At 70.8% G+C, this 19,586-nt stretch carries 20 protein-coding genes; 7 read left to right on the forward strand and 13 right to left on the reverse strand.

Features of this window, described 5'->3' with window-relative positions:
- Nucleotides 1-14: 14 nt before the first annotated feature.
- Both AMYNI_RS0107935 and AMYNI_RS0107940 read right to left on the reverse strand, forming a co-directional pair.
- Entirely contained in the window at nt 15-878 is an 864-nt protein-coding gene (locus AMYNI_RS0107935; protein ID WP_211225467.1) for a chymotrypsin family serine protease, read from the reverse strand.
- An 88-nt stretch (nt 879-966) separates the two neighbouring features.
- The gene (locus AMYNI_RS0107940; RefSeq protein ID WP_020667466.1) at nt 967-3,471 is read right to left on the reverse strand and encodes a helix-turn-helix transcriptional regulator; all 2,505 of its coding nucleotides are present in this window, start codon (nt 3,469-3,471) and stop codon (nt 967-969) included.
- 93 nt (nt 3,472-3,564) lie between these two features.
- Here AMYNI_RS0107940 and AMYNI_RS0107945 point away from each other — a divergent pair, with 93 nt between their 5' ends.
- The 3 genes from AMYNI_RS0107945 (at nt 3,565) to AMYNI_RS43985 (ending at nt 7,258) form a co-directional block, all read left to right on the forward strand.
- Complete coding sequence (locus AMYNI_RS0107945) at nt 3,565-4,608, forward strand: SAM-dependent methyltransferase (RefSeq protein ID WP_157357288.1); 1,044 nt, start codon at nt 3,565-3,567, stop codon at nt 4,606-4,608.
- A gap of 225 nt (nt 4,609-4,833) precedes the next feature.
- Nucleotides 4,834-5,067 (forward strand): 50S ribosomal protein L28, encoded by a 234-nt coding sequence (rpmB, locus tag AMYNI_RS0107950; protein ID WP_211225468.1) that lies wholly within the window; start codon nt 4,834-4,836, stop codon nt 5,065-5,067.
- A gap of 337 nt (nt 5,068-5,404) precedes the next feature.
- Nucleotides 5,405-7,258 carry an APC family permease gene (locus tag AMYNI_RS43985; protein ID WP_020667469.1) on the forward strand — a complete coding sequence of 618 codons (1,854 nt, stop codon included), beginning with the start codon at nt 5,405-5,407 and terminating at the stop codon, nt 7,256-7,258.
- Here AMYNI_RS43985 and AMYNI_RS0107960 read toward each other — a convergent pair.
- Complete coding sequence (locus AMYNI_RS0107960; RefSeq protein ID WP_020667470.1) at nt 7,239-7,766, reverse strand: TetR/AcrR family transcriptional regulator; 528 nt, start codon at nt 7,764-7,766, stop codon at nt 7,239-7,241. The two genes, AMYNI_RS43985 and AMYNI_RS0107960, sit on opposite strands and share 20 nt — an antisense overlap.
- Nucleotides 7,767-7,947: 181 nt before the next feature.
- Here AMYNI_RS0107960 and AMYNI_RS0107965 point away from each other — a divergent pair, with 181 nt between their 5' ends.
- Entirely contained in the window at nt 7,948-8,634 is a 687-nt protein-coding gene (locus AMYNI_RS0107965) for an SDR family NAD(P)-dependent oxidoreductase (RefSeq protein ID WP_020667471.1), read from the forward strand.
- A 12-nt stretch (nt 8,635-8,646) separates the two neighbouring features.
- Here the strand turns inward: AMYNI_RS0107965 and AMYNI_RS0107970 are convergent, their stop codons facing one another.
- The 5 genes from AMYNI_RS0107970 to AMYNI_RS0107990 all read right to left on the reverse strand — a co-directional run bounded on the left by AMYNI_RS0107970 (nt 8,647) and on the right by AMYNI_RS0107990 (nt 12,768).
- Nucleotides 8,647-9,525: an SDR family NAD(P)-dependent oxidoreductase gene (locus AMYNI_RS0107970; RefSeq protein WP_020667472.1), complete on the reverse strand. Its 879-nt coding sequence runs from the start codon at nt 9,523-9,525 to the stop codon at nt 8,647-8,649.
- A complete protein-coding gene (locus AMYNI_RS0107975) occupies nt 9,522-10,061 on the reverse strand; it encodes a nuclear transport factor 2 family protein (RefSeq protein WP_157357289.1) in 540 nt (179 codons plus the stop codon). The genes AMYNI_RS0107970 and AMYNI_RS0107975 overlap by 4 nt, the downstream gene beginning before the upstream one ends.
- 65 nt (nt 10,062-10,126) lie before the next feature.
- The gene (locus AMYNI_RS0107980; RefSeq protein ID WP_026360176.1) at nt 10,127-11,023 is read right to left on the reverse strand and encodes a LysR family transcriptional regulator; all 897 of its coding nucleotides are present in this window, start codon (nt 11,021-11,023) and stop codon (nt 10,127-10,129) included.
- Nucleotides 11,016-12,272 carry an MFS transporter gene (locus tag AMYNI_RS0107985; RefSeq protein WP_020667475.1) on the reverse strand — a complete coding sequence of 419 codons (1,257 nt, stop codon included), beginning with the start codon at nt 12,270-12,272 and terminating at the stop codon, nt 11,016-11,018. Before AMYNI_RS0107985 ends, AMYNI_RS0107980 begins: the two co-directional genes overlap by 8 nt.
- Before the next feature lie 67 nt (nt 12,273-12,339).
- Entirely contained in the window at nt 12,340-12,768 is a 429-nt protein-coding gene (locus tag AMYNI_RS0107990) for a VOC family protein (protein ID WP_026360177.1), read from the reverse strand.
- 116 nt (nt 12,769-12,884) lie between these two features.
- Here AMYNI_RS0107990 and AMYNI_RS0107995 point away from each other — a divergent pair, with 116 nt between their 5' ends.
- The gene (locus AMYNI_RS0107995) at nt 12,885-13,859 is read left to right on the forward strand and encodes an alpha/beta hydrolase family protein (protein ID WP_020667477.1); all 975 of its coding nucleotides are present in this window, start codon (nt 12,885-12,887) and stop codon (nt 13,857-13,859) included.
- On the opposite strand, the gene AMYNI_RS0108000 is transcribed toward AMYNI_RS0107995, so the two are convergent.
- Nucleotides 13,837-14,481 (reverse strand): class I SAM-dependent methyltransferase, encoded by a 645-nt coding sequence (locus tag AMYNI_RS0108000; protein WP_020667478.1) that lies wholly within the window; start codon nt 14,479-14,481, stop codon nt 13,837-13,839. The two genes, AMYNI_RS0107995 and AMYNI_RS0108000, sit on opposite strands and share 23 nt — an antisense overlap.
- 23 nt (nt 14,482-14,504) lie before the next feature.
- On the reverse strand, nt 14,505-15,044 hold the full coding sequence (locus AMYNI_RS0108005; protein WP_020667479.1) for a TIGR03086 family metal-binding protein: 540 nt from the start codon (nt 15,042-15,044) through the stop codon (nt 14,505-14,507).
- A gap of 199 nt (nt 15,045-15,243) precedes the next feature.
- Between AMYNI_RS0108005 and AMYNI_RS0108010 the strand changes: the two genes are divergently transcribed.
- Nucleotides 15,244-16,752, forward strand: a complete 1,509-nt coding sequence (locus AMYNI_RS0108010) for an alpha/beta hydrolase (protein ID WP_026360178.1) — start codon at nt 15,244-15,246, stop codon at nt 16,750-16,752.
- On the opposite strand, the gene AMYNI_RS0108015 is transcribed toward AMYNI_RS0108010, so the two are convergent.
- From AMYNI_RS0108015 to AMYNI_RS48885, 3 genes are all read right to left on the reverse strand, one after another.
- On the reverse strand, nt 16,698-17,690 hold the full coding sequence (locus AMYNI_RS0108015) for a GlxA family transcriptional regulator (protein WP_020667481.1): 993 nt from the start codon (nt 17,688-17,690) through the stop codon (nt 16,698-16,700). The two genes, AMYNI_RS0108010 and AMYNI_RS0108015, sit on opposite strands and share 55 nt — an antisense overlap.
- A 282-nt stretch (nt 17,691-17,972) precedes the next feature.
- Nucleotides 17,973-19,130 carry a methyltransferase domain-containing protein gene (locus AMYNI_RS0108020; RefSeq protein ID WP_063713756.1) on the reverse strand — a complete coding sequence of 386 codons (1,158 nt, stop codon included), beginning with the start codon at nt 19,128-19,130 and terminating at the stop codon, nt 17,973-17,975.
- Complete coding sequence (locus AMYNI_RS48885) at nt 19,117-19,263, reverse strand: hypothetical protein (RefSeq protein ID WP_020667483.1); 147 nt, start codon at nt 19,261-19,263, stop codon at nt 19,117-19,119. Before AMYNI_RS48885 ends, AMYNI_RS0108020 begins: the two co-directional genes overlap by 14 nt.
- Nucleotides 19,264-19,455: 192 nt before the next feature.
- Here AMYNI_RS48885 and AMYNI_RS50480 point away from each other — a divergent pair, with 192 nt between their 5' ends.
- Entirely contained in the window at nt 19,456-19,578 is a 123-nt protein-coding gene (locus tag AMYNI_RS50480; protein WP_020667484.1) for a hypothetical protein, read from the forward strand.
- Nucleotides 19,579-19,586: the final 8 nt, after the last annotated feature.

Genomic DNA, 19,586 nt, shown 5'->3' on the forward strand with positions numbered 1-19,586 from the left:
TCTCTGTCCTCTGTCTATCCCTGCGCGGCGACGGCGAACCCGGCGCCGATCACGCTGCCGTCGGAGCCGCTCGCGGCGTCCCTCGCCTTGAGGTCGGCGAGGATGTTGGCGGAGCTGGTGTACACGTACGGCGGGACCGCGAGACCCAGCCTGGTCACGATCCCGGCCCACGGCCCGGTCGACTGGAAGCCGTTGGCCTCCGAGGGATAGGCCGAACCCGGCACATGCCAGACCGCGGGGCCGCCGGAGTCGCCCTTGTCCAGATACGCCCACGACTGGTAGAGACCGCCGCCGTTGTTGGTGATCCGCCCGTAGTGCGTGCCGGTGCGCGCGCCCGACTTCACCAGCTCGTTGGTGTTGCCCAGTGCGGCACCGAGCAGGTTGAGCTGGGGATCCGGGTTGGGCGCGCCAGGCCCCTGCGGGATCTCCAAGATGCCGGTGATCTCGAGATGCGGCCCCTTCGCGGAGAGCTGCACACCGGGCACGAACTCGATGACCATGTAGTCCTGATAGCCCTGGTTCGCCTTCGGCTGGATGAACCTGGTGTACCCGATCGGCCCGAAGTCCTTGGCGGCCACGTCGTAGACCGCGAACTCGTACGCGTGCTCCGGCGGAGGCGCTCCGGTGGGGTCGGCGCAGTGGCCCGCGGTGATCCCGACCTGGCGGCCGTACTTGTCGGTGCCCACCGGGCCGAGCGTGCAGAAGTCGTGCTCACCCTCGCCGAGGTCCGGCGGCGGTGCCGAGTTCTGGAGATCCCAGAACCCGAGCTTCATGCCGTTGAAGACGGTCTTCGCCTGCGCATCGGCGGCCGCCGCGCCCGAGCACAGGCCCGCGAACAGCACGAACGCCGCGAGCAGCGACATCAGTTTCCGGAACAAGGATCCCCCAGTTGTCAGGTGGTACGAAAACCACACCAGTGCGACGACCGGGAATCATCGGCAATAGTGCTGATATGCGGCGCGCCGCTCAGCCGCGCGGCTCGAACTTGAGCGCGATCTCGATCCGGGACGAGTAGCCGAGCTTGGCCAGCACCCGCGATACGTGCGAATGCACCGTGCGCACCGACACGAACAGCTGCGCGGCGACCTCGCGGTTGGTGCTGCCCCTGGCGACGAGCTCGGCGACCCGGTACTCGGCGTCGGTCAGGCTGGCCCAACCCCGCTTCGGCCTGCTCCTCGGCCCGGTCGCCCCGCGCCGGACGCCGTGCGCGCGGAGTGCGGCATCGGCCCGGTGCAGGTCGCCGTCGGCGGCCAGCGCGGTGTAGCCGTCGATCGCGCTCTGGTAGGTCGCCCGCGCGTCCGCTGGCCTGCCGGACGCGGCCAGCACCCTCGCCGCGTCCTCCGCAGCGCGGGCCGCGGCGAGCGGCGACCCGCCCTCGGTGAACAGCTTGGCCGCGGCCAGCAGCACGTCCACGTCGTCGTCGACAAGGCCCTGGCAGTACACCAGCGCGCCGTACTCGCCCAGCGAATCGCCGTTGCTCCAGTGCCGGATCTGGTCCACCAGCCGGGTGGCCAGCTCCCGGTCGCCGCCCACCACCGCGATCCGCACCAGCGGGGCGCCGATCGCGGCGACCGCGTGGCCGTGGTGCACCCCGACCCCGCCGTCGGCGATGGCGCGCACCAGCTTCAGCGCCCGTTGTGCGTCCCCTTCCGCGTCGGCGACCAGTGCGCGCGCCAGCACGGTGATCTGCTCGTAGAACACCGCCACCCCGCGGCCGACGGCCCGGTCGGCGAGTTCGGCGTGCACGCGGGCACCGTTGAGGTCCCCGCGGCGCTGCAGGATGGTGGCGGCCACCCCGTGCAGCGCGCCCGCCATCCCGTACTGGTCCGGCATCGCCATCGCGGCCGAGACCTCGGCCAGCGCCTCGTCCCAGCGGCCGTTGTTGAACAACGCGAGCGCCGCGACCGTGTGCAGCCAGGCCAGCAGCCCCGCGCCGAGCTCCCGCGCGACCGGCCTTGCCTGCTCGACGGTGTCCAGTGCCACCGGATCCTGGCGGAGGTCCTCGACCACCGCGCGCAGCAGCCGCGACAACAGCCACTGCACGCGGTCGGCCACCTCGATGTCGAGCAGGGCCGCCGACCGGTCCAGCAGTTCGAGCGCCCCGGTGAGATCCCGCGACACGCATCGGCCGATCGCCTGTACGTGCAGCAGGGCCACCTCGACGATCGGGTTCTCCGCGGCCGCCGGGGTCGCCTGCTCGACGCCGCGCGCGGCACCGGCCAGGTCGCCGGTCAACAGGCTGGCGTAGGCGCCGACCGCGGCGAGCAGCCCGGTCAGCTCCCCGTCCGCCCGTTCCGGGTCGAGTACCGCGACGGCACCGGCGGGATCCATTTCGACCAGCGAGACCTGCGCCAGCGCGGCCCGCAGCCGCTGCCTGGTGTGCGCGTCCGGACGCGCGGCGAGGGTGGCGGTGGCCGTGCGGCGGGCTTCGTCGAGCCGGCCCGACCAGAGCTGCGCCTCGGCCAGCGCCGCCCGGATCGCGTGCTGCCGGGCGTCGCCGGGCGGGAACCACGCGACGGCGCGGTCCAGCACGTCCACCACCGCGGGCGTGGGGCGGGTGGCCAGCCGGCCGGCGTGCTCGGTGAGCCAGGCCACAGCCCACGCCGCCCAGGCGTCCACGGGTAGCTGGGCGAGCTGGCCGGCGACCACTTCGAGCGGGACTTCGCGGCTGGCGAGCACCTTCGCCACCGGACCGCGCAGGCCCACTGAGGTGGTCGCCACCGCGTGCCGGACCATCGGCTGCCGCAGCCGCGGCAGCCCGTCCTTGTCCTCGACCAGCCCGAGCGCGGCCAGCCGGCCGAGCCCGGCCAGCACCTCCGCCGGTGCCAGGCCGGAGACGGCGGCCAGCTCGTCCACCGACGTTGGCTCGTCCAGGACGGCGGCGAACCGCAGCAGCGCGAGGTCGTCCCCGGCCAACTCGGCCGCCCAGTCCGTCACGGCCGCCGCGTGGTCGTCCTCGGCGAGCCGGGTCAGCAGCCACGGATTGCCGCCCGCGCCGTCGACCAGCCGCAGCAGGTCCTCCGACGGTTCCCCGCCCGCCGCCTCGGCGAGCACGGCCCGCGCGGCGTCTTCGTCCAGCGGGAGCAGGTCGTGCACGATCGCGAGCCGGTCGAGCCCGGCGAACCGGGCGGGCGCGACCCCGCGATGGCGCCCGGTGACGAGCAGCAGCGCACGGTCGCGGACCTCTTCGGCGAGCCCGTGCAACGCGAGCAGCGTCGCGTCGTCCGCCCGGTGCAGGTCGTCGACGACGACCATGGCCGGCTCGGTCCAGCCCGGCAGCCCGGCCGAAAGCGTGGTGCTGCCGTGCGGCGGCAGCACGGGAACCCGGTACGTCCGCAGGCCGAGGTCCCGCATGGCCGCCGAATGGGCTTCGAGCAGTGCCGTCGTCCCGGCACCGGGATCGGCGCGCAGCATGACCAGTCCGCCACGGCCGGCCCGCGCCGCCGTCGCGGCGTCCGCGAGCAGGCGCATCGACTCGTCTCGCCCGGATATGCCCACATCGACCCCCGCGGAAGCTTAACCGGAACGGCTACCCCGGCGCGCCCTCGGTAGGATCCGGCCGCCATGACTGATCACGCGGGTGGGTCGCCCGGACAACAGGTGCTGTTCTCCACCTCGGAGGAGTACTACCCGGCCGCCAAGCGGGAGTTGCTCGACCTCTACGGCGCGGAGCAGGTGACCGTGGACCGGCTGGGGCCGGACCTCGGCAGGCTGTCCGGCGAGGACGTGCGGCTCGGCCAGGTCGCGGAAGACTGCCGGCACCGGCCGCTGGCCTTCGTCAAGCACCTCACCGCCGAGGTCGCCCGGCTGCCGCTGGAGACGGCCGCCGACCTCGATGCCGTGGCCGAGGCCGTCCAGCGGGTGGCCGGCGGTCCCGGCGAGCTGGCCCTCCAGGCGTGGGTGAGCGGGCAGAACCCGTTGCCCTACGAGACCGCTGAGCTGGCCAAGCGCTGCACGGCGGTGCTGGCCGCGCAGGGGGTGCCGGTCCGGCGCGCCGGCGCGCCGCGGACGTTGTCGCTGTGCGTCACCCAGAGCGGACTGCTGCTCGGCATGGCCACCACCGCGGACCAGCTGAGCGACTGGCCGGGTGGCCGCAGCCGGCTGGCCAAGGGCCGCGACCAGATCTCGCGCGCCGAGTTCAAGTTGGAAGAGGCGTTCCAGACCTTCGCCGTCGTGCCACCGGCCGGCGGCACGGCGGTCGACCTCGGCGCGAGCCCTGGCGGATGGACCCGGATCCTCCGCGGGCACGGGCTCACGGTGTACGCGGTGGACCCCGGCGACCTCGACGACAGGCTGCGCCAGGACCGCGGTGTGCGACACATCCGGACGACCGCGGGCGAGTTCTTCAGGAACGAGCGGCAGCAGTTCGACATGGTGGTCGACGACATGAAGATGGCTCCGGAGCTGTCCTGCCGGATCGTGCTGGACGCGGCGGAGCGGCTGCGTCCTGGCGGCATGGCCGTCATCACGCTGAAACTCTCCCCGCAGCGTCCGGTCGATACGGTGCGGCACTGCCTCGCCCTGCTCGCGCCGCGGTACCGGGTCCGGGCCGCCAGGCAGCTGCACCACAACCGGCACGAAGTGACGGTCGTCGCGGAGCGGCGCTGAATCGCGGAGTTGCTGAGTCACAGACCTGCTCGGCGGCGGGCCAGAAGCCGGATGTTAAACTGCCCGACGGTCGCGTCCAGCACGGCGGCCGCCTTACCGACCGGGGCGAATCGGGCTCGGCACGCTAAGGCTAGGATGACACCCGGTCTGGCCTGGCAGCAGGCATCCCGTCCATGGCGAGGGTGGTCTCCTGCGTCCTGAACTTGTATCGATACGGAGAGTTTGATGTCTAAGCGTTGCGATGTGTGCGGCAAGGAGCCGAGCTTCGGCAGGCAGGTGTCACGCCTTGGCGTCCGCGCCCAGAAGCGGCGGATCAAGGGACGCTCGGCCCGCATGTTCTACCCGAACATCCAGTCGATCAAGACGATCGTCAAGGGCACCCCGGTGCGCATGAAGGTCTGCGTGTCCTGCCTGAAGAAGGGCAAGCTCACCCGCCGTTCCTCGCAGGTGTCCGCGTAGTTCCAGCAGTGAAGGCGCCGCGCGGGGCGTCGAGTCGCATCTCCGCCCTCGCGCAGCAGCCGCTCTCCCTCGGTTGAAACAAGGAGCGGGGCCCGCCCAACCGGGCAGGCCCCGCTCCCTCTGGTTTCCGGGGCCTGGGGGTCACCCCGGAAAGTATTCGATCCGCCGCGACCGGCGGATGCTGGTTCGGCGGAGACCTTACTCGATGCCGGGGATGAACAGAAGCCTGACCCCGGCTCGATGCGCCGACGGCGTTGGCGGAATCCGAACGCCACCGCGGCCCGTCTTGACGATTTGCTGACTTCAGCGGCGCCCTGCCGCGCTTAGCGTTGTCGCTGTGGGCACTGGGGAAGACACCGGGGAAAACACCGCGGGGTCGGACGAGCGACATCGGCTGACGGCCGTGACCGGCACCGTCGGGCTCGGCTTGGACGCGCTGGCCTCGGTGGCATACGGGCCGGAGGCGATCGTCGTGGCGCTGGCCGTCGCGGGCGCCGTCGGCATGGGGTGGACGCTGCCGGTCACCGCGGTGATCGTGCTGCTGCTGGTGGTGCTGGTGGCCTGCTACCGACAGGTGATCGCCGCCTACCCCGACGGCGGTGGCGCCTACACCGTCGCCAGGGAGCACCTCGGCACCAGGACGTCCCTGATCGCGGCGGCCTCGCTGGTGGTGGACTACGTGCTGAACGTGGCGGTTTCGGTCGCGGCCGGGGTCGCCGCGCTGACCTCCGCCTTCCCCGCCCTGCTGCCCTGGACCGTGGAGCTGTGCCTCGGGGTGCTGGCCGCGATCACCGCGGTGAACCTGCGCGGGGTGGTGGCCGGCGCGCGGCTGTTCATCGTGCCCGCGGCGGTTTTCGTCGCCTCGATCGCGGTGGTGGTCGGCGCTGGGCTGGTGCGGGGCGCACCGCTCCACCCACTGCCCGCCACCACCCAGCCGGCCGCGGTGGGTTCGGTCGGCGTGCTGCTGGTACTGGCCGCGTTCGCCAACGGGTGCGCCGCACTGACCGGGGTGGAGGCCATCGCGAACGCGACCCCGTCGTTCCGCGCGCCCCGCGCGGCCAGTGCCCGCCGTGCCGAAGCCTGCCTCGGCGCGCTGCTGGGGGTGCTGCTGATCGGGCTGGCGGTGCTGATCGAGCGCTTCGACGTCCGGCCGGTGCAGGGCCGGACGCTGCTGTCGCTGGTCACCGAAGGCGCGCTGGGCGACGGCGCCGGGTTCGTGATCGTGCAGATCGCCACCGTGGTGCTGCTCGCGCTGGCCGCGAACACCTCCTTCGGCGGGCTGCCGGTGCTGGCCGCCCGGCTGGCCTCGGACGGGTTCGCCCCGCATCTGTTCGGGCTGCGGGCCGACCGGCTGGTGCACCGCTACGGCGTCGGGGTGCTCGCGGTGCTGGCCGGCGGGTTGCTGCTGTTCTCCGGTGGCGAGGTCGGCGTGCTGGTGCCGATGTTCGCCGTTGGCGTGTTCATCGGGTTCTTCCTCTGCCAGGTCGGCATGGTCCGGCACTGGCGCGCCGAACGCGGCCAGGGCTGGCGCGGGCGGGCCCTGCTCAACGGCCTAGGCGCGGTCCTCACCGCGACCGCGGCGGTGGTCGTCACCGCGACCAAGTTCACCCACGGCGCCTGGCTGATCGTGCTCGTCGTACCCGCGCTCGCCCTGCTGTTCGGGCGGGTGCGGGCCGCCTACGACCGGATCGGCGGCCAGCTCGGCGTCGGCGAGCTGCCGGACCGGCCGCGCCGGCTCGACACCCTGGTCGTGGTGCCCGTCGTGGCCATCACCCGGCTGACCTCCGAGCTGCTGTCCACCGCGATGGCGATGGGCCACCGGGTGGTGGCCGTGCACGTCAGCTATCCCGGCGAGTTCGCGGCCGCCCGCGCGATGGAGACCGACTGGTTGTACTGGCGTCCCGAGATCCCGCTCACCGTGCTCGGCTCGAGCCGGCGGGAGCTGGGCCCGCCGCTGACGCGGTTCGTCCGCGACGCGCGGGCGGACCGGGTGATCGTGCTGATCGGTGAGGTCCAGCCAGCGCACCGGTGGGAACGGATGCTCAAGAACCACCGCGGCGCGGTGGTCGCCCGCCGGCTGTCCCGCAGCACCGATGCCGTGGTCTGCCGGCTCCGGTTGCCGTTGCGCCCCGGTCTTGGCAGCCCGAAGATCGCCGAGGCTGAACGGACGCTCAGTCGGCACGGGGCCTGAGCAGGTCTTCGAAAAGGTTGTCCACCAGGCCGCGGGGAATGCTCGACCCGGTCAGCGCGCAGTAGACGATCGGGCCGACCAGTGCGTCCATCGTGGCGTCGGGGCCGAGCCTCGGCGAGACCTCGCCGGCGTCGGCTCCGCGCGCGAGCATGTCGCGTTCCTGGCCGCGGCGTGGACCGAGATAGCGCCGGTGGAAGCTCTTGGCCGTGCCGGGATCGTGCTGCGCCTCGGCGAGCAGCGCGAGCAGGACCTTTCCGGCGGGGTCGCGGGTGACGAACCGCGCGAAGCTCCGCAGGTAGCCACGGATGCTTTCCGCGGTGGGATCGTCCGCCGGGACGGGAATGCGCTTGTCGCTGTCTTCGATGAGCGTGTCGAGCAGGATCTCGACCTTCGAGGGCCACCAGCGGTAGATCGTCTGCTTGGCGACACCGGCCCGACGCGCGATCGCCTCCACGGTCAGCGCACCGAAGCCGTGCTCGACGAGCAGATCGTCCGCGGCATGAAGCACAGCCAGCCGTGCAGCCTCGTCGCGCCGGTTGCCAGAGCGCGCCCTTGGAGACTGAGAGTTCGCTTCGGGCATGCCGGACACAGTACCCAGCAGCGACGCCGTGATCCGCCGCCAGTGCCGTGCTAGTGTCTAGACGCAACGCCGCGTCTAGACAAATTCCCCTCACTGCGAAGGAATGCACATGTCCGAACGTCAAGCCCTGATCATCGGAGCCTCCCGAGGGCTGGGGCTCGTCCTCGCCGACGAGCTCGCTCGCCGCGACTGGCGAGTCATCGCCACGACCCGCCAGAGCGACGGCGAGCTGCAAGCCAATGCCCAGGTCTGGAATGAACGGCTGGAGATCGAAACGCTGGAGCTGACCAGCTCCGAGCAACTGGCCGCGCTGCGCGAACGCCTGGCCGGCCGCCAGCTCGATCTGCTCTTCGTCAACGCCGCGATCGACCGGGGGAACCTGCCGATCGACGAGGTCCCGACCGACATGTTCACCGAGGTGATGGTCACCAACGCGTTGAGCCCGTTGCGCGCCCTCGAAGCGCTCCGCGACCTCGTCGCGCCCGGCGGGACCGTCGCGGTCATGTCCTCCGAGCAGGGCAGCATCTCGCGGAACACCGAGGACGGCTTCGAGCTCTACAAGGCCAGCAAGGCCGCGCTCAACCAGCTGATGCGCAGCTACGCCACCCGCCACGGCGGCGACGGGCAGACCAAGCTGCTCATCGACCCCGGCCACAACCAGACCCGGCTCGGCGGACCCGACGCACCCCTCACACCTCAGGAGAGCATCCCGGCCGTGGTCGACGTCCTCGAAGCACAGGCCGGCGCCCCCGGCCTGCAGTTCCTGGACCGCGACGGCGAAGTCGTCCCTTGGTAGCGGATCATCCGATCAGCCGGTCAGGTAACCGCCGGAGGCGTCGAGGTCGGTGCCGGTGACCGCGCCGGCCTCGGCGGAGGCCAGCCACATCACCACGCTCGCCATCTCTTCGGCCCGCACGATGCGTTTGATCGGATAGCTCTGGGCGATCTGCTCGTAAGTAAGACCGAAGGCTTCCGCAGCGCGGCGCAGCATCGGAGTGTCCACAGCGCCGGGCGCGAAGGCGTTGACGCGGATGTTGTCGGCGGCGTACTCGAGTGCGGCGACCTTCGTCAGCGACGCGACCCCGTGCTTGCTTGCGTTGTACGGGGCGATGGTGGCGAAACCGACCTCCGCCGAGATCGACGCCGTGTTGACGACGACCCCGCCGCCCTGGCGCAGCAGCTGCGGAATCTCGTACTTCATGCCGAGGAAGACGCCGCCGACATTGGTCCGCCACACCTCCGTCATGTCCACAAGGGACTGTTCGTGCAGCCGCACCGCCCGCGGACTTTCGATCCCCGCGTTGTTGAACGCGACGTCGATCCGCCCGTACCGGTCGACGCAGGCCCGCACGAAGTCCCGCACCTGGCCCTCCACCCGGACGTCCGCGTGGCGGTAGGTGGCTTCTCCCCCGCCGGCGCGGATCTGGTCCGCCACCTGGCGGCCGAGTTGTTCCCGGCGCCCACAGAAGAACACCTTGGCACCTTCCGCAGCCATGGCCCGCGCGGTCGCCGCGCCGATCCCCGAGGTGGCTCCCGTGATCAGCACGACCTGGCCGGTGAACCGGCCGTGGCGCCCGGCCGCGGCGGCGGGGGCCGGCAAAGTCACAGCCCCGGCCACGACACCGAGTCCGGCCGCCTGCAGGACGTGTCGCCGGGTCAGGATATGGGACTCCAGCGACGGGATCATCGGTGTGCCAGCCGATCCGGCAGCGGGGCCAGCGGGTAGTGCTGCCAGAAGAACGCGTCCGCGGCGTGCTGGTCGGCGGCGAAGTTGACCGCCTCCACGATCTTCCGCCCGGTGATCCGGAAGGCCAGCGCCCAGGTGATGTCCAGCCCGGCCGGGGTGGTGCTCCACCCTCGATGCAGGTCGACCACCCAGTCGCCGTCCGCCGCGAGGAAGAAGGTTTCGGCCCGGAACCCCGCGCGGCCGAGTTCCCGGAAGAAGGCGAGCACTTCGGCGACCCCGGTCTTCGTGCCGGACAAGGGATGGTGGCCCGGGATGGTCCAGCGGATGTCCGGGGCGAAGAAACGCTCCAGCGCGCGCAGATCGCCACTGGCGTAGGCCTGGTAGTACTCCCGGATCAGGCGGATGTTCGGGTGTACGGCGGTTTCTGTGGCTTCCTCGGCTTCAGCTCTGGCGCCGAGTATGGAAGTGGCGGCCAGCCCGGCCGCACCGACCCCCGCCCCGCGCAAGAAGGCGGCCCTGTTCAGCAGTTCGTGCACCACGTGCTCCTCTCCTGTGGTTCACCACGCAACCACCAGGGGAAACCGCCGTCCAATACCCGCTGTCATGCACCCTGGGCATCACCCGCCCGCCGGGCGGCCTCGACGAAGTCCCGGACCACCGGACGCCGGTCGTCGCGGCGCCAGGCGAGCACCAGCTGGCTGGGCGGCAGGCCGCGCACCGGGACCGCGACCACCCCGTCACGCGTGAAGATGGGCGCGTTTCCCGCCGCCGCAAGGCAAACCCCGACACCGTCGACGAGCGCCTCATAGGTCTCGTCGGTGGTGGTGATCTCCGCCGCCACCCGCACCGGCTGGCCACCGCGCTGCGCGGTGGCCAGCCAGAACTCGCGCAGCCCGCCCGAGGCCGCCGGCAGCGCGAGCCACGGTTCGTCGAGCAGTTCGGTGAAGTCCACCTCGTCCCGGCCGGCGAACCGGTGGCCGCTGGAGAGCAGGAGCAGCCGGGGTTCCTCGGCGACCAGCAGCCAGTCGTAAGGGGCGGGCCGGGGCAACGGAAGCCAGAGAAAGGCGACGTCCGCACTCCGGTCGGCCAGTCCCGCCGTGGCGTCCTCCCAGCCCACCTGTCGCACGACCAGCTCGGCGGAAGGGCGTGCTTCGGCGTAGGCGGCCCGCACCCGCCGCAGCAAACCGCGGCCGAGCGTGGTGGACATGCCCACCCGCAGGCGGGCCGCGGACGCCTCCCGCACCCGCACCATGGCCGCGTCCCAGGCACGCACCAGCTCCCGCGCAGTGGGCAACAACGCCTGCCCTGCGTCGGTGAGCACCACACTCCTGCGGTCGCGCGCGAACAACGCCGCCCCGACCTGCGCCTCCAGCTGGTGAATCTGCCTCGACAACGTCGGCTGCGAGACGAACAACCGCTCCGCTGCCATGGTGAAATGCAATTCCTCGGCGACCGCGACGAAGTAACGAAGATGCCGAAGATGAACGTCCTCACTCATGCACGTCCACCAGCGGTCGTTCGCGGAAGGCGGGGTCGCGGCCGAGGAGCAGGGTGCCGACGACGGCGGCCACCATGAACCCGGCGATGACGAGCATGCCCAGCCGGTAGTCGCCGGTGAGGTCCTTGAGCCAGCCGGTGAGATACGGGGCGACGAAACCGGAGGAGTTCCCCAGTGCGGCGATCACCCCGATGCCGCCGGCCGCGGCGGGGCCGGTCAGGAACAGGCCGGGCAGCTGCCACCACACCGGCAGCGTGATGAAGGCGCCGACCGTGGTGATCGTGATGGCGACCATCACCAGCAGCGGTGACCGGAGGTAGAGCGCCACGCCGAGGGCGGCGGCGGCCGGCAGCAGTGGCACCGCGATGTGCCGGAGGCGTTCCTCGGCGCGGTCGGACTTCCTTGCGTACCACCACATCGCCACCGCGGCCATGCCGGAGGGCACCGCGGTGATCAGGCCGATGTGGAACGTGCTGAGCTCGGCCCCGTAGTCGGCCCGGAAGCCGGCCACGATCTGGGGCAGGAAGAAGGTGAGCGAGTAGAGGCCCCCGCTGATGCCGAACCCGATCATGGCCACCACGTACACCCGGTAGTCCCCCAGCGCCGCGCGCAGGGAACCGCGGCCATGCCGGACGACACTGACGCTCTCCGCGGTGAGGGTGCGGCGGAGCGCGTCGCATTCTCCGGCAGGCAGCCATCGGGCGGTTTCCGGACGGTCCGGCAGGAGTTTCAGCACCAGGAAGGCGAGCAGCACGGCCGGCGCGCCTTCGACCAGGAACATGAAGCGCCAGCCGGTGAAACCGGCCGCGGGCACGTCCATCAGCAACGTGGACAGCGGCGTGCCAACGGCCACCGTGACCGGCACCGCGAGCATGAACAGGGCGGTGAAACGCCCTCGGTGATATCGGGGAAACCAGTCGTTGAGATAGAGGATCATCCCGGGCAGGAATCCCGCTTCGCACGCGCCGAGCAGGAACCGGAGCAGGTAGAAGCTGGTCTCGCCCTGGATGAAAGCGGTGGCCGTGGCGCAGATGCCCCAGCCGAACGTGATCGCCGCGATCCACCGCCGGGCACCGATCCGGCGCAGCACGAGATTGCTGGGTAGTTCGAACACGGTGTAACCGGCGAACAGCAGACCCGCGCCCAAACCGAACGCCGTCGCGCTGAAACCGAGGTCGGCGTTCATCTTCACGGCGGCGATACCGACGTTGACGCGGTCGAGGTAGTTCACGAAAAAGAGAATCGCCATGAACGGCAGCAGCCGTCGCCCGGCACGCCGAACACCGCTGAGCAGAAACGTATCCGGCCCTGGCGCGCTAATGGACACAGAATTCGTTGCCCTCTACGTCGACCATGGTGACGAAGTACTGCCCGCGCTCGCGACCGGTGCGAACTGCCGACGCACCCAGCTCGCACAACTGCGCCACCAGTGCGTCGACGCGCTCCATTTTCGTCTCCAGCGAATCGCCCCTGCCGGTGGCCTGTATGTCCAGATGCAGCCGGTTCTTGACGCGTTTCTCTTCCGGCACACCGATAAAGCAGAGCCGCCTGCCGCTGCTCGGATCCGTCACCGCCGCGAACCGGACCTGCTCACCGACCGGGTACCCCTTCGCCAGCTGGTAGTCCAGCCAGCTCGGATGCCCCTCCGCCGGACTGTCCACGGGATAGTCCAATGCTGCGGCCCAGAACGCCGCCATCCGGTCCGGATCCTGGCAATCGACGACGACCTGGAAATCTCGGGGCACCCCCGCAGTCTGCCAGCGGAACCAGCCGAGCCGCCAGCTCCGTTGACAAAGCGGAACCTTGCTCCGTATAGTTCCGGAACAACGCTCCGCTTTGACCTCTGAAGGGAACACGCCTCATGAGTGAACCGACCTACTCGCCCGCACCGGTCCTCTCGGTCAGCCCGGTCGTACTGCCGTCTCCCGGCCGCGCCGTCGATCTGCAGGTGCGGGTGTCCGCGCCGATGACCGGGAGCGAGCTGCCGGTCATCCTGCTCTCGCACGGCCAGGGCCCCTCGAACAACCTCTCCTCGCTGAACGGCTACGCGCCGCTGGTCGAGTTCTGGGCGGCGCACGGGTTCGTGGTGATCCAGCCGACCCATCTCAGCTCGGCGACGCTGCGCCACCTGAATTCCGACGCTCCGGACGCCCCGATGCACTGGCGGTCGCGGGCCGAGGACATGAAGCGCATCCTCGACCAGCTCGACCTGATCGAGACCGCCGTCCCGCAGCTCCGCGGGCGCCTGGACCGGAGCAAGGTCGCCGTGGCCGGGCACTCGATGGGCGGGCACACCGCGAGCCTGCTGCTGGGCGCGCGGCTCACCGATCCGGCGGACGGCACCGAAGTGAACCTGGCCGAGCCCCGGATCAAGGCGGGGGTGCTGCTCGCCGCGCCCGGCCGGGGCGGCGACGCCGTCACCGAGTTCGTGGCCGAGAACTACTCCTTCTTCTCGACCATGGACTTCGCCGAGATGACCACGCCCACGCTCGTGGTCGCCGGCGACAAGGACACCTCGACCCACCTGACGGTCCGGGGCGCGGACTGGCACGCCGATCCGTACTTCCTGTCCCCCGGCCGCAAAACCCTGCTCACCCTGTTCGACGCGGAGCACGGGCTCGGCGGGATCTCCGGCTACGACGTCGCCGAAACCACGGACGAGAACCCCGAGCGAGTGGCCGCGGTCCAGCGATTCACCTTGGCCTACCTGCGCACCGAGCTCTACCCCGGGGACACCGCTTGGCAGGCGGCAAGTGACGCGCTGACGACCGGGCCCGACCCGCTCGGCCGGATCGAAGCCAAGCAAGCGCCGGCTAGGACTGGCGGCGCGCGCTGAGGATCGCCGCTGGAGCGTTCCCGTCCGGGTCGAGCAGCTGCTGGGCTTCAACCGTGAAACCGGCATCGCGCAGCCAGGTCGCCACTCGGGCCGGATTGCGGCGGTGGACGTGGACCTTCATCGGATGGCCGCCGTAGCCTTCCGTCTTCAACCGCGACTCGTTGCCGACGTGGAACAGGAGTTGCAGCGGGCCGCCGGGACGCAGGGCCCGGTGGAAGTGTCCGAGCACGGTGGGCACTTCGTGGTCGGGAACGTGGATCAGCGACTGCCAGGCGAGCAGTCCGGCCACCGAGGCGGCCGGCAGGTCCAGGTCCGTCATCGAGCCCACCTCGAACCGCAGGCCGGGGTGGTCGCGCCGGGCCACGTCGATCATCACCGGCGAGAGGTCGATGCCGAAAGCGTTGGCCCCCAGCTCGTTCAGGTGCGCGGTGACGTGGCCGGGTCCGCAGCCCACGTCCACCACCGGCCCGCCACCGGCGGCGCGCACCAGGTCCGCGAACAACGCCAGCGCCGCGCGCAGATACGGCTGCCCGGCGATGGCGTCGCGCAGTTGGTCGGCATAGCTGACCGCGACCGTGTCGTAGGAGGTCCTGGTGTCCGCCAGCCAGCCGTCCGCGTTCATGGGTGGCACGGTAGGCCACCGTGTCACGGGGTGCGGCCGGTGATGGCCACTATCCGGTCCAGCAGCGGGGCATCGGCAGGGACCTCGACCGCGGTACCCCACAGGCCTTCGACGGGGGCGCTCGGCACGAACGCGGCAACGTGGTCGAAGCAGGCTCGCAGCGTCTCGCCGGGTAGCTCGAAGGGCAGGCCGGTGGCCTTGGCGAGGTCCCAGCCGTGCACCACCACCTCGGTGAACGCGATCTTGCCCCACAGTTCGTTCGCCAGTTCCAGTCCGATCACCGTGGCCCGGCCGGTCCAGGCCGCCGGGTCGTCCCACGCCTCGCCGAGCACCCGCAGCTGCCCGGCGAGGCGTTCCCGCCGGCCGTCGCCGAGGCCCACCACGGCAGGTTCGCCGACTTCCTTGCGAGCGACCGCGGTGAAGCCAAGCGACACCTCGTCGAGGTGGCCGATGAGGTCGCCGACGTCGTACTCGGCGCAGGGGGTGGGGCTGGTGAGCTGGTCGTCGGCGATGCGGTCCAGCAGGGTGATCATCCGGTGGCAGGCCGGCTTCAGGTCGATCACAGGTCCTCCTTCGTCCGCGTGCCGGCACCCGTTCGCCGGCACTCACCAGAGACGTCGGAGCCGCCCCGCCGAACCGGACACCGGACCGGGTGGTGGGGCTGTCCCCCTGCCGCGGCCGGGAGTCAGCCGCATTCTTCGGCCCCGCACCGGATGGTCTGCTTGCGGCGGGGAGCACATTCGACAGCCGAGAGGTGCGGCAATGCGTTTACGAACAATCGGCCTGATTTCCGCGGTTTCGATGACCGGGTTCGTCCCGGTCACCGCGGCGGCGCGAGACGGTTCCGCGGAAACACCGCGGACAGCGGCGACTGCGGCGACTTCCGGGATCGTCTGGGGCGAGTGCCCGGAGTTTCCACCGCCCGCGCGAAGTTCACCGGCGGCGGGCGCGCTCGAATGCGGCACGCTGACCGTACCGTTGGACTACCAGCGTCCGGCCGGGGAGACGATCGATATCGCGGTGTCCCGGCTGCGCAGCGGCGATCCGGCGAGACGGCGCGGCGTCCTGCTCGTCAATCCCGGCGGCCCCGGACTGGCCGGGCTCGACCTGCCCGTTTCGATCGCGGACCGGGGCGCGCCGGAGGAGTTGCTGAAGTCCTACGACCTGATCGGTTTCGACCCGCGCGGGATCGGCCGCAGCAGCCCGGTGACCTGCGACCTGGCTCCGGACCAGCTGACCACCGCGTTCGGCACCTACGCCGAGGGGCCCGAAGACGTTGCGCGCCAAGCCGGAGAAGCCGACAAAATCGCGAAGCAGTGCGTCGCCAAGGGCGGGGACCGCCTTCCGCACCTGACCACCCGCAACACCGCCCGCGACCTGGACCGGATCCGCGACGCGCTCGGCGAAGAGCGGATCTCCTACTTCGGCACCTCGTACGGCACCTACCTCGGGGCGGTGTACACCGAGCTTTTCCCGCAGCGCGCCGATCGTTTCCTGCTGGACAGCGCGGCCAGCCCGCGGCGGATCTGGCGGGAGCAGTTCCGGAGCTGGGGGCCGGGCACCGAAATCCGGTTCCCCGACTTCGGGAAGTGGGCGGCGGCCCGGCATGAGCAGTACCAGCTCGGGCGCACCACCGGCGAAGTGCGGGCGAAGTACTTCGAACTCGCCAACAAACTGGACAGCACGCCCGTCGACGGCGTCAACGGGGACGTGTTCCGGCAGCTGACCCGCTTCGCGCTCTACAGCGATGCCGGTTTCGCCGGGCTCGCGCAAACCTGGCAGGCACTGGCCGGCGGGAACGCCGAAGCCCTCCGGAACGCCCAGTCCGGCCCGCCCGCGCCGAACGACAACTTCGTCGCCGGGTACCTGGCTGTCACCTGCAGCGACGTGTCCTGGCCGCGGTCCATCGAGCACTACCAGAACGCGGTCGAACAGGACCGGAAGCGGTACCCGATGGTCGGCGGCATGACCGCGAACATCACCCCGTGCGCACGCTGGCCGTTGGCACCGCTGGAGGAACCGACCGAGATCACCGGCAAGGGACCGCGGAACATCCTGCTGCTGCAGAACCTCCGCGATCCGGCCACGATCTACTCCGGCGGTCTCGAACTGCGCCACCAGCTCGGTACCCGCGCCAAGCTGGTCACGGTGGACAAGGGCGGGCACGGCGTCTACCTCGGCGAAGGCAACGCCTGCTCGGACAGGCTCGCGACCAGCTACCTCGTCGACGGCAGGATGCCGGATCGCGACCGCTTCTGCGCCACCGGATAGCGGACGAAGGTGGCGCGGTAGGCGTTCGGGCTGGTGCCGACGACACGCTTGAAGCGGTCGCGAAAGGCAGTGGGGGAACCGAATCCGACCTGGCCGGCGATGCGGTCGACGGAGTGATCGGTCATTTCCAGCAGGTACTGGGCCCGGCGGATGCGGGCGCGCAGCAGCCATTGCAGCGGGGTGCTGCCGGTCTGCTCGCGGAAGCGGCGGTTGAGGGTCCGGGTGCTCATGCCGGTGTGCGCGGCGATGTCGGCGAGGGTGAGTTCCCTGGTGGCGTTGTCCTCCAGCCAGCGCAGCACGGGTTCCATGGCGGACCCGCGTGGCACCGGTGGCTGGTCGTGCACGATGAACTGGGCCTGGCCGCCTTCGCGTTCCAGCGGCATCACCGACAGCCGGGCGGTGTCCGCCGCGACCGCGGATCCGTGGTCGCGGCGGACCAGGTGCAGGCACAGGTCAAGGCCGGCCGCCGCACCCGCGGAGGTGAGGAACTGGCCGTTGTCGACGTAGAGCACGTCGGGATCCACCGTTATCCGTGGATGACGCGCGGCCAGCTCGTCGGCGCCGCACCAGTGGGTCGTCGCGCGGTGCCCGTCGAGCAGCCCGGTAGCGGCGAGGATGAACGCCCCGGAACAGATGGAGGCGATCCGGGTGCCGTCGGCCGCGGCACCGCGGAGCGCGTCGAGGACCTCGTCCGGGACCGGGGCGGTGGCATCGGCGCAGCCGGGCAGGATGATCGTGTCCGCCTCGGCCAGTGCTTCGAGCCCACAGGGCGGGCGCAGGGTGAACGCTTCGGCCTCGACCGCCGGGGTGGCCGCGCAGACCAGGACGCGGTAGGCGGCCCGCCCGTCCGGGAGCCGGGTGCGGGTGAACACCTCGATCGGCGTGGCCAGATCGAAGGCGACGACGTTGTCCAGTGCGAGGACGGCCACGGTGTGCATGGCAAGACCATAGGACTGCGGTGAATCCCGGCCCGACGCGGTGACCTGCGAAATCGATCCGGTTGCCGACGCGAAGTGCGCTGGCGAGAATCCGTTGCCGAATGGCAATCCAGCCTCTTGCCGATCCGGCGTTCTTACCGAGCCGGAGCCGATGATGCGGAAGTCGTGGGTCCCGGTACGCCAGACAAATTGATCATTCCGAAGCAGTCGACGGATGGTCTAACCAGCGGTTTGCCGCAGATCTACCGACACCTGATCAGAGCCACCTCACGGGAAGTGGGGTTAGCTGGCTGATAGCGCTGTTTTCGGCAGGACGGTGCGCACGACGTGGTCGGGGGCGTCGAGCCAGATCCACTGGCGATGGTCGGCGGTAGCGAAACCGAATCGTTCCTGACTGGGTTCCCCGGCGTCGTGCCACCAGTCGTAGGCGCCCTCGATCTCGTTCCAGAGTTTGCGGGGCCCGAGCTGCCGTGCCCGGTACGGGACACGGGACTGGGTGAGGTCCACATCGATTTGCGCCCAGGACTTGGTGGCTGCGTCGTCGAGTTCGAGGCGGTGGTGCCGGTCGCCGCGAGCGTCCCAGTCGATGTGCAGGTAGACCTGCGGCACCCGTGCGCCGATCGCGAACCGGGCCTGGCCGGGGCTGACGATGCGGTGGAAGTCGTTGCCGTAACAGCCGGTGTCGGTGAATTCCGCGCGCTGGATGTCGGCGGCGTCGGGTTCCCACTCGAAGAGGGCGGGATGCTGGGAGCGGATGCGCATGAAGGACAGATCGTCGATGAACCGGCCCGTACCGTGGCCGTGGTCGTCGAGGTCCAGGGCGAGCATGGCGCCGTTGAACCAGTCGGTGGCCCAGGGGGTGACCAGACGCCCGCCGGGGCGGAGCTGGTCCAGCCACGGGCCGGGGACGGCGTCGTTCACCGCGGCGGTCGCGATCACCCGGTCGTAGGGGCCGTCGGCCGGGTATCCCTGCAGCCCGTCGCCGGTGACGACGTGCGGTGAGTAGCCGGTGGTGGCGAGGGCGGACCGCGCCTGGTCGGCGACGGCGGGGTCGACCTCGATGGTGACGACACGGCCCTGAGTGCCGGCGCGCCTGCTCAGGTGGGCGGCGTTCCATCCGGTGCCGGTCCCGATCTCCAGCACGGCGTGGCCGGGCCGCACGTCCAGCGCGGTCAGCATCGCGTCGACCACCGAGGGCATGCTGCAGGAGCTGGTGGCGCTCACCGCCTCGGTGCCGGGATCGGCCCCGGCGTTGACCTGGGTGACCAGGAACCGGTCCTCAGCGATCGCGGCCTGCCAGCCGTCGGGGTCCTCGGTCCGCGAGAGCCGGACCAGATCCTGGCGGCCGGGCCGGGTGATCCAGATCGTCCCCGGCACGAACGCGTCCCGAGGAACCTCTGCGAGCAGCGCGTGCCACCCGCCCAGGTCACTTTTTGTCATCGTCGCTGCTGTCGCCTCGATCGTCTGTGCTGTGCCGGCCGCCGCTGGATTCGTCGACGTCCTTGGTGTTGCGGTCCTCGTAGTTGTCGACCTTCCCGTCGCCGGTCGCGTCCGGCCCGCTGCGCTTGCCCATGGCCCACCTCCCGTGTCGGGGTGTTCACTTTATGCAGTTATCGCGGGAACTGGGCAAGGCCCGTCACCCCGGCGCAGTAACTGTGTTCGCAGCGTGCCGATGATGTCCCGGGGCTGGAGACGGGTGCGACGGTGAAGTCTTCGCGCCGAATCCGTCGTCGGCGGTCGACCCCCGATGACTAGCCTTCCACGCGTGACAGATGACGAGGACGAGCAGCAGGGAGAGCCTTCGAAGCTGTTCAACCCGACCATCATCGAGACCGCCGACGACACCGACGAGCAGTACCGGGGCACCGGAACGGCCTGGAAATACTGACGCCGGCC

Source organism: Amycolatopsis nigrescens CSC17Ta-90, from assembly GCF_000384315.1.
In the GTDB taxonomy this organism is placed as follows: Bacteria; Actinomycetota; Actinomycetes; order Mycobacteriales; family Pseudonocardiaceae; genus Amycolatopsis; species Amycolatopsis nigrescens.

Bases quoted from the DNA above. Each gene is read 5' to 3' on its own strand.
- AMYNI_RS0107940 (WP_020667466.1), bottom strand. From the start codon at position 3,471: ATGCGCCTGCTCGCGGACGCCGCGACGGCGGCGCGGGCCGGCCGTGGC.
- AMYNI_RS0107945 (WP_157357288.1), top strand. From the start codon at position 3,565: ATGACTGATCACGCGGGTGGGTCGCCCGGACAACAGGTGCTGTTCTCC.
- rpmB (WP_211225468.1), top strand. From the start codon at position 4,834: ATGTCTAAGCGTTGCGATGTGTGCGGCAAGGAGCCGAGCTTCGGCAGG.
- AMYNI_RS0107965 (WP_020667471.1), top strand. From the start codon at position 7,948: ATGTCCGAACGTCAAGCCCTGATCATCGGAGCCTCCCGAGGGCTGGGG.
- AMYNI_RS0107970 (WP_020667472.1), bottom strand. From the start codon at position 9,525: ATGATCCCGTCGCTGGAGTCCCATATCCTGACCCGGCGACACGTCCTG.
- AMYNI_RS0107980 (WP_026360176.1), bottom strand. From the start codon at position 11,023: ATGAGTGAGGACGTTCATCTTCGGCATCTTCGTTACTTCGTCGCGGTC.
- AMYNI_RS0107985 (WP_020667475.1), bottom strand. From the start codon at position 12,272: ATGGCGATTCTCTTTTTCGTGAACTACCTCGACCGCGTCAACGTCGGT.
- AMYNI_RS0107995 (WP_020667477.1), top strand. From the start codon at position 12,885: ATGAGTGAACCGACCTACTCGCCCGCACCGGTCCTCTCGGTCAGCCCG.
- AMYNI_RS0108000 (WP_020667478.1), bottom strand. From the start codon at position 14,481: ATGAACGCGGACGGCTGGCTGGCGGACACCAGGACCTCCTACGACACG.
- AMYNI_RS0108010 (WP_026360178.1), top strand. From the start codon at position 15,244: ATGCGTTTACGAACAATCGGCCTGATTTCCGCGGTTTCGATGACCGGG.
- AMYNI_RS0108015 (WP_020667481.1), bottom strand. From the start codon at position 17,690: ATGCACACCGTGGCCGTCCTCGCACTGGACAACGTCGTCGCCTTCGAT.
- AMYNI_RS0108020 (WP_063713756.1), bottom strand. From the start codon at position 19,130: ATGACAAAAAGTGACCTGGGCGGGTGGCACGCGCTGCTCGCAGAGGTT.
- AMYNI_RS48885 (WP_020667483.1), bottom strand. From the start codon at position 19,263: ATGGGCAAGCGCAGCGGGCCGGACGCGACCGGCGACGGGAAGGTCGAC.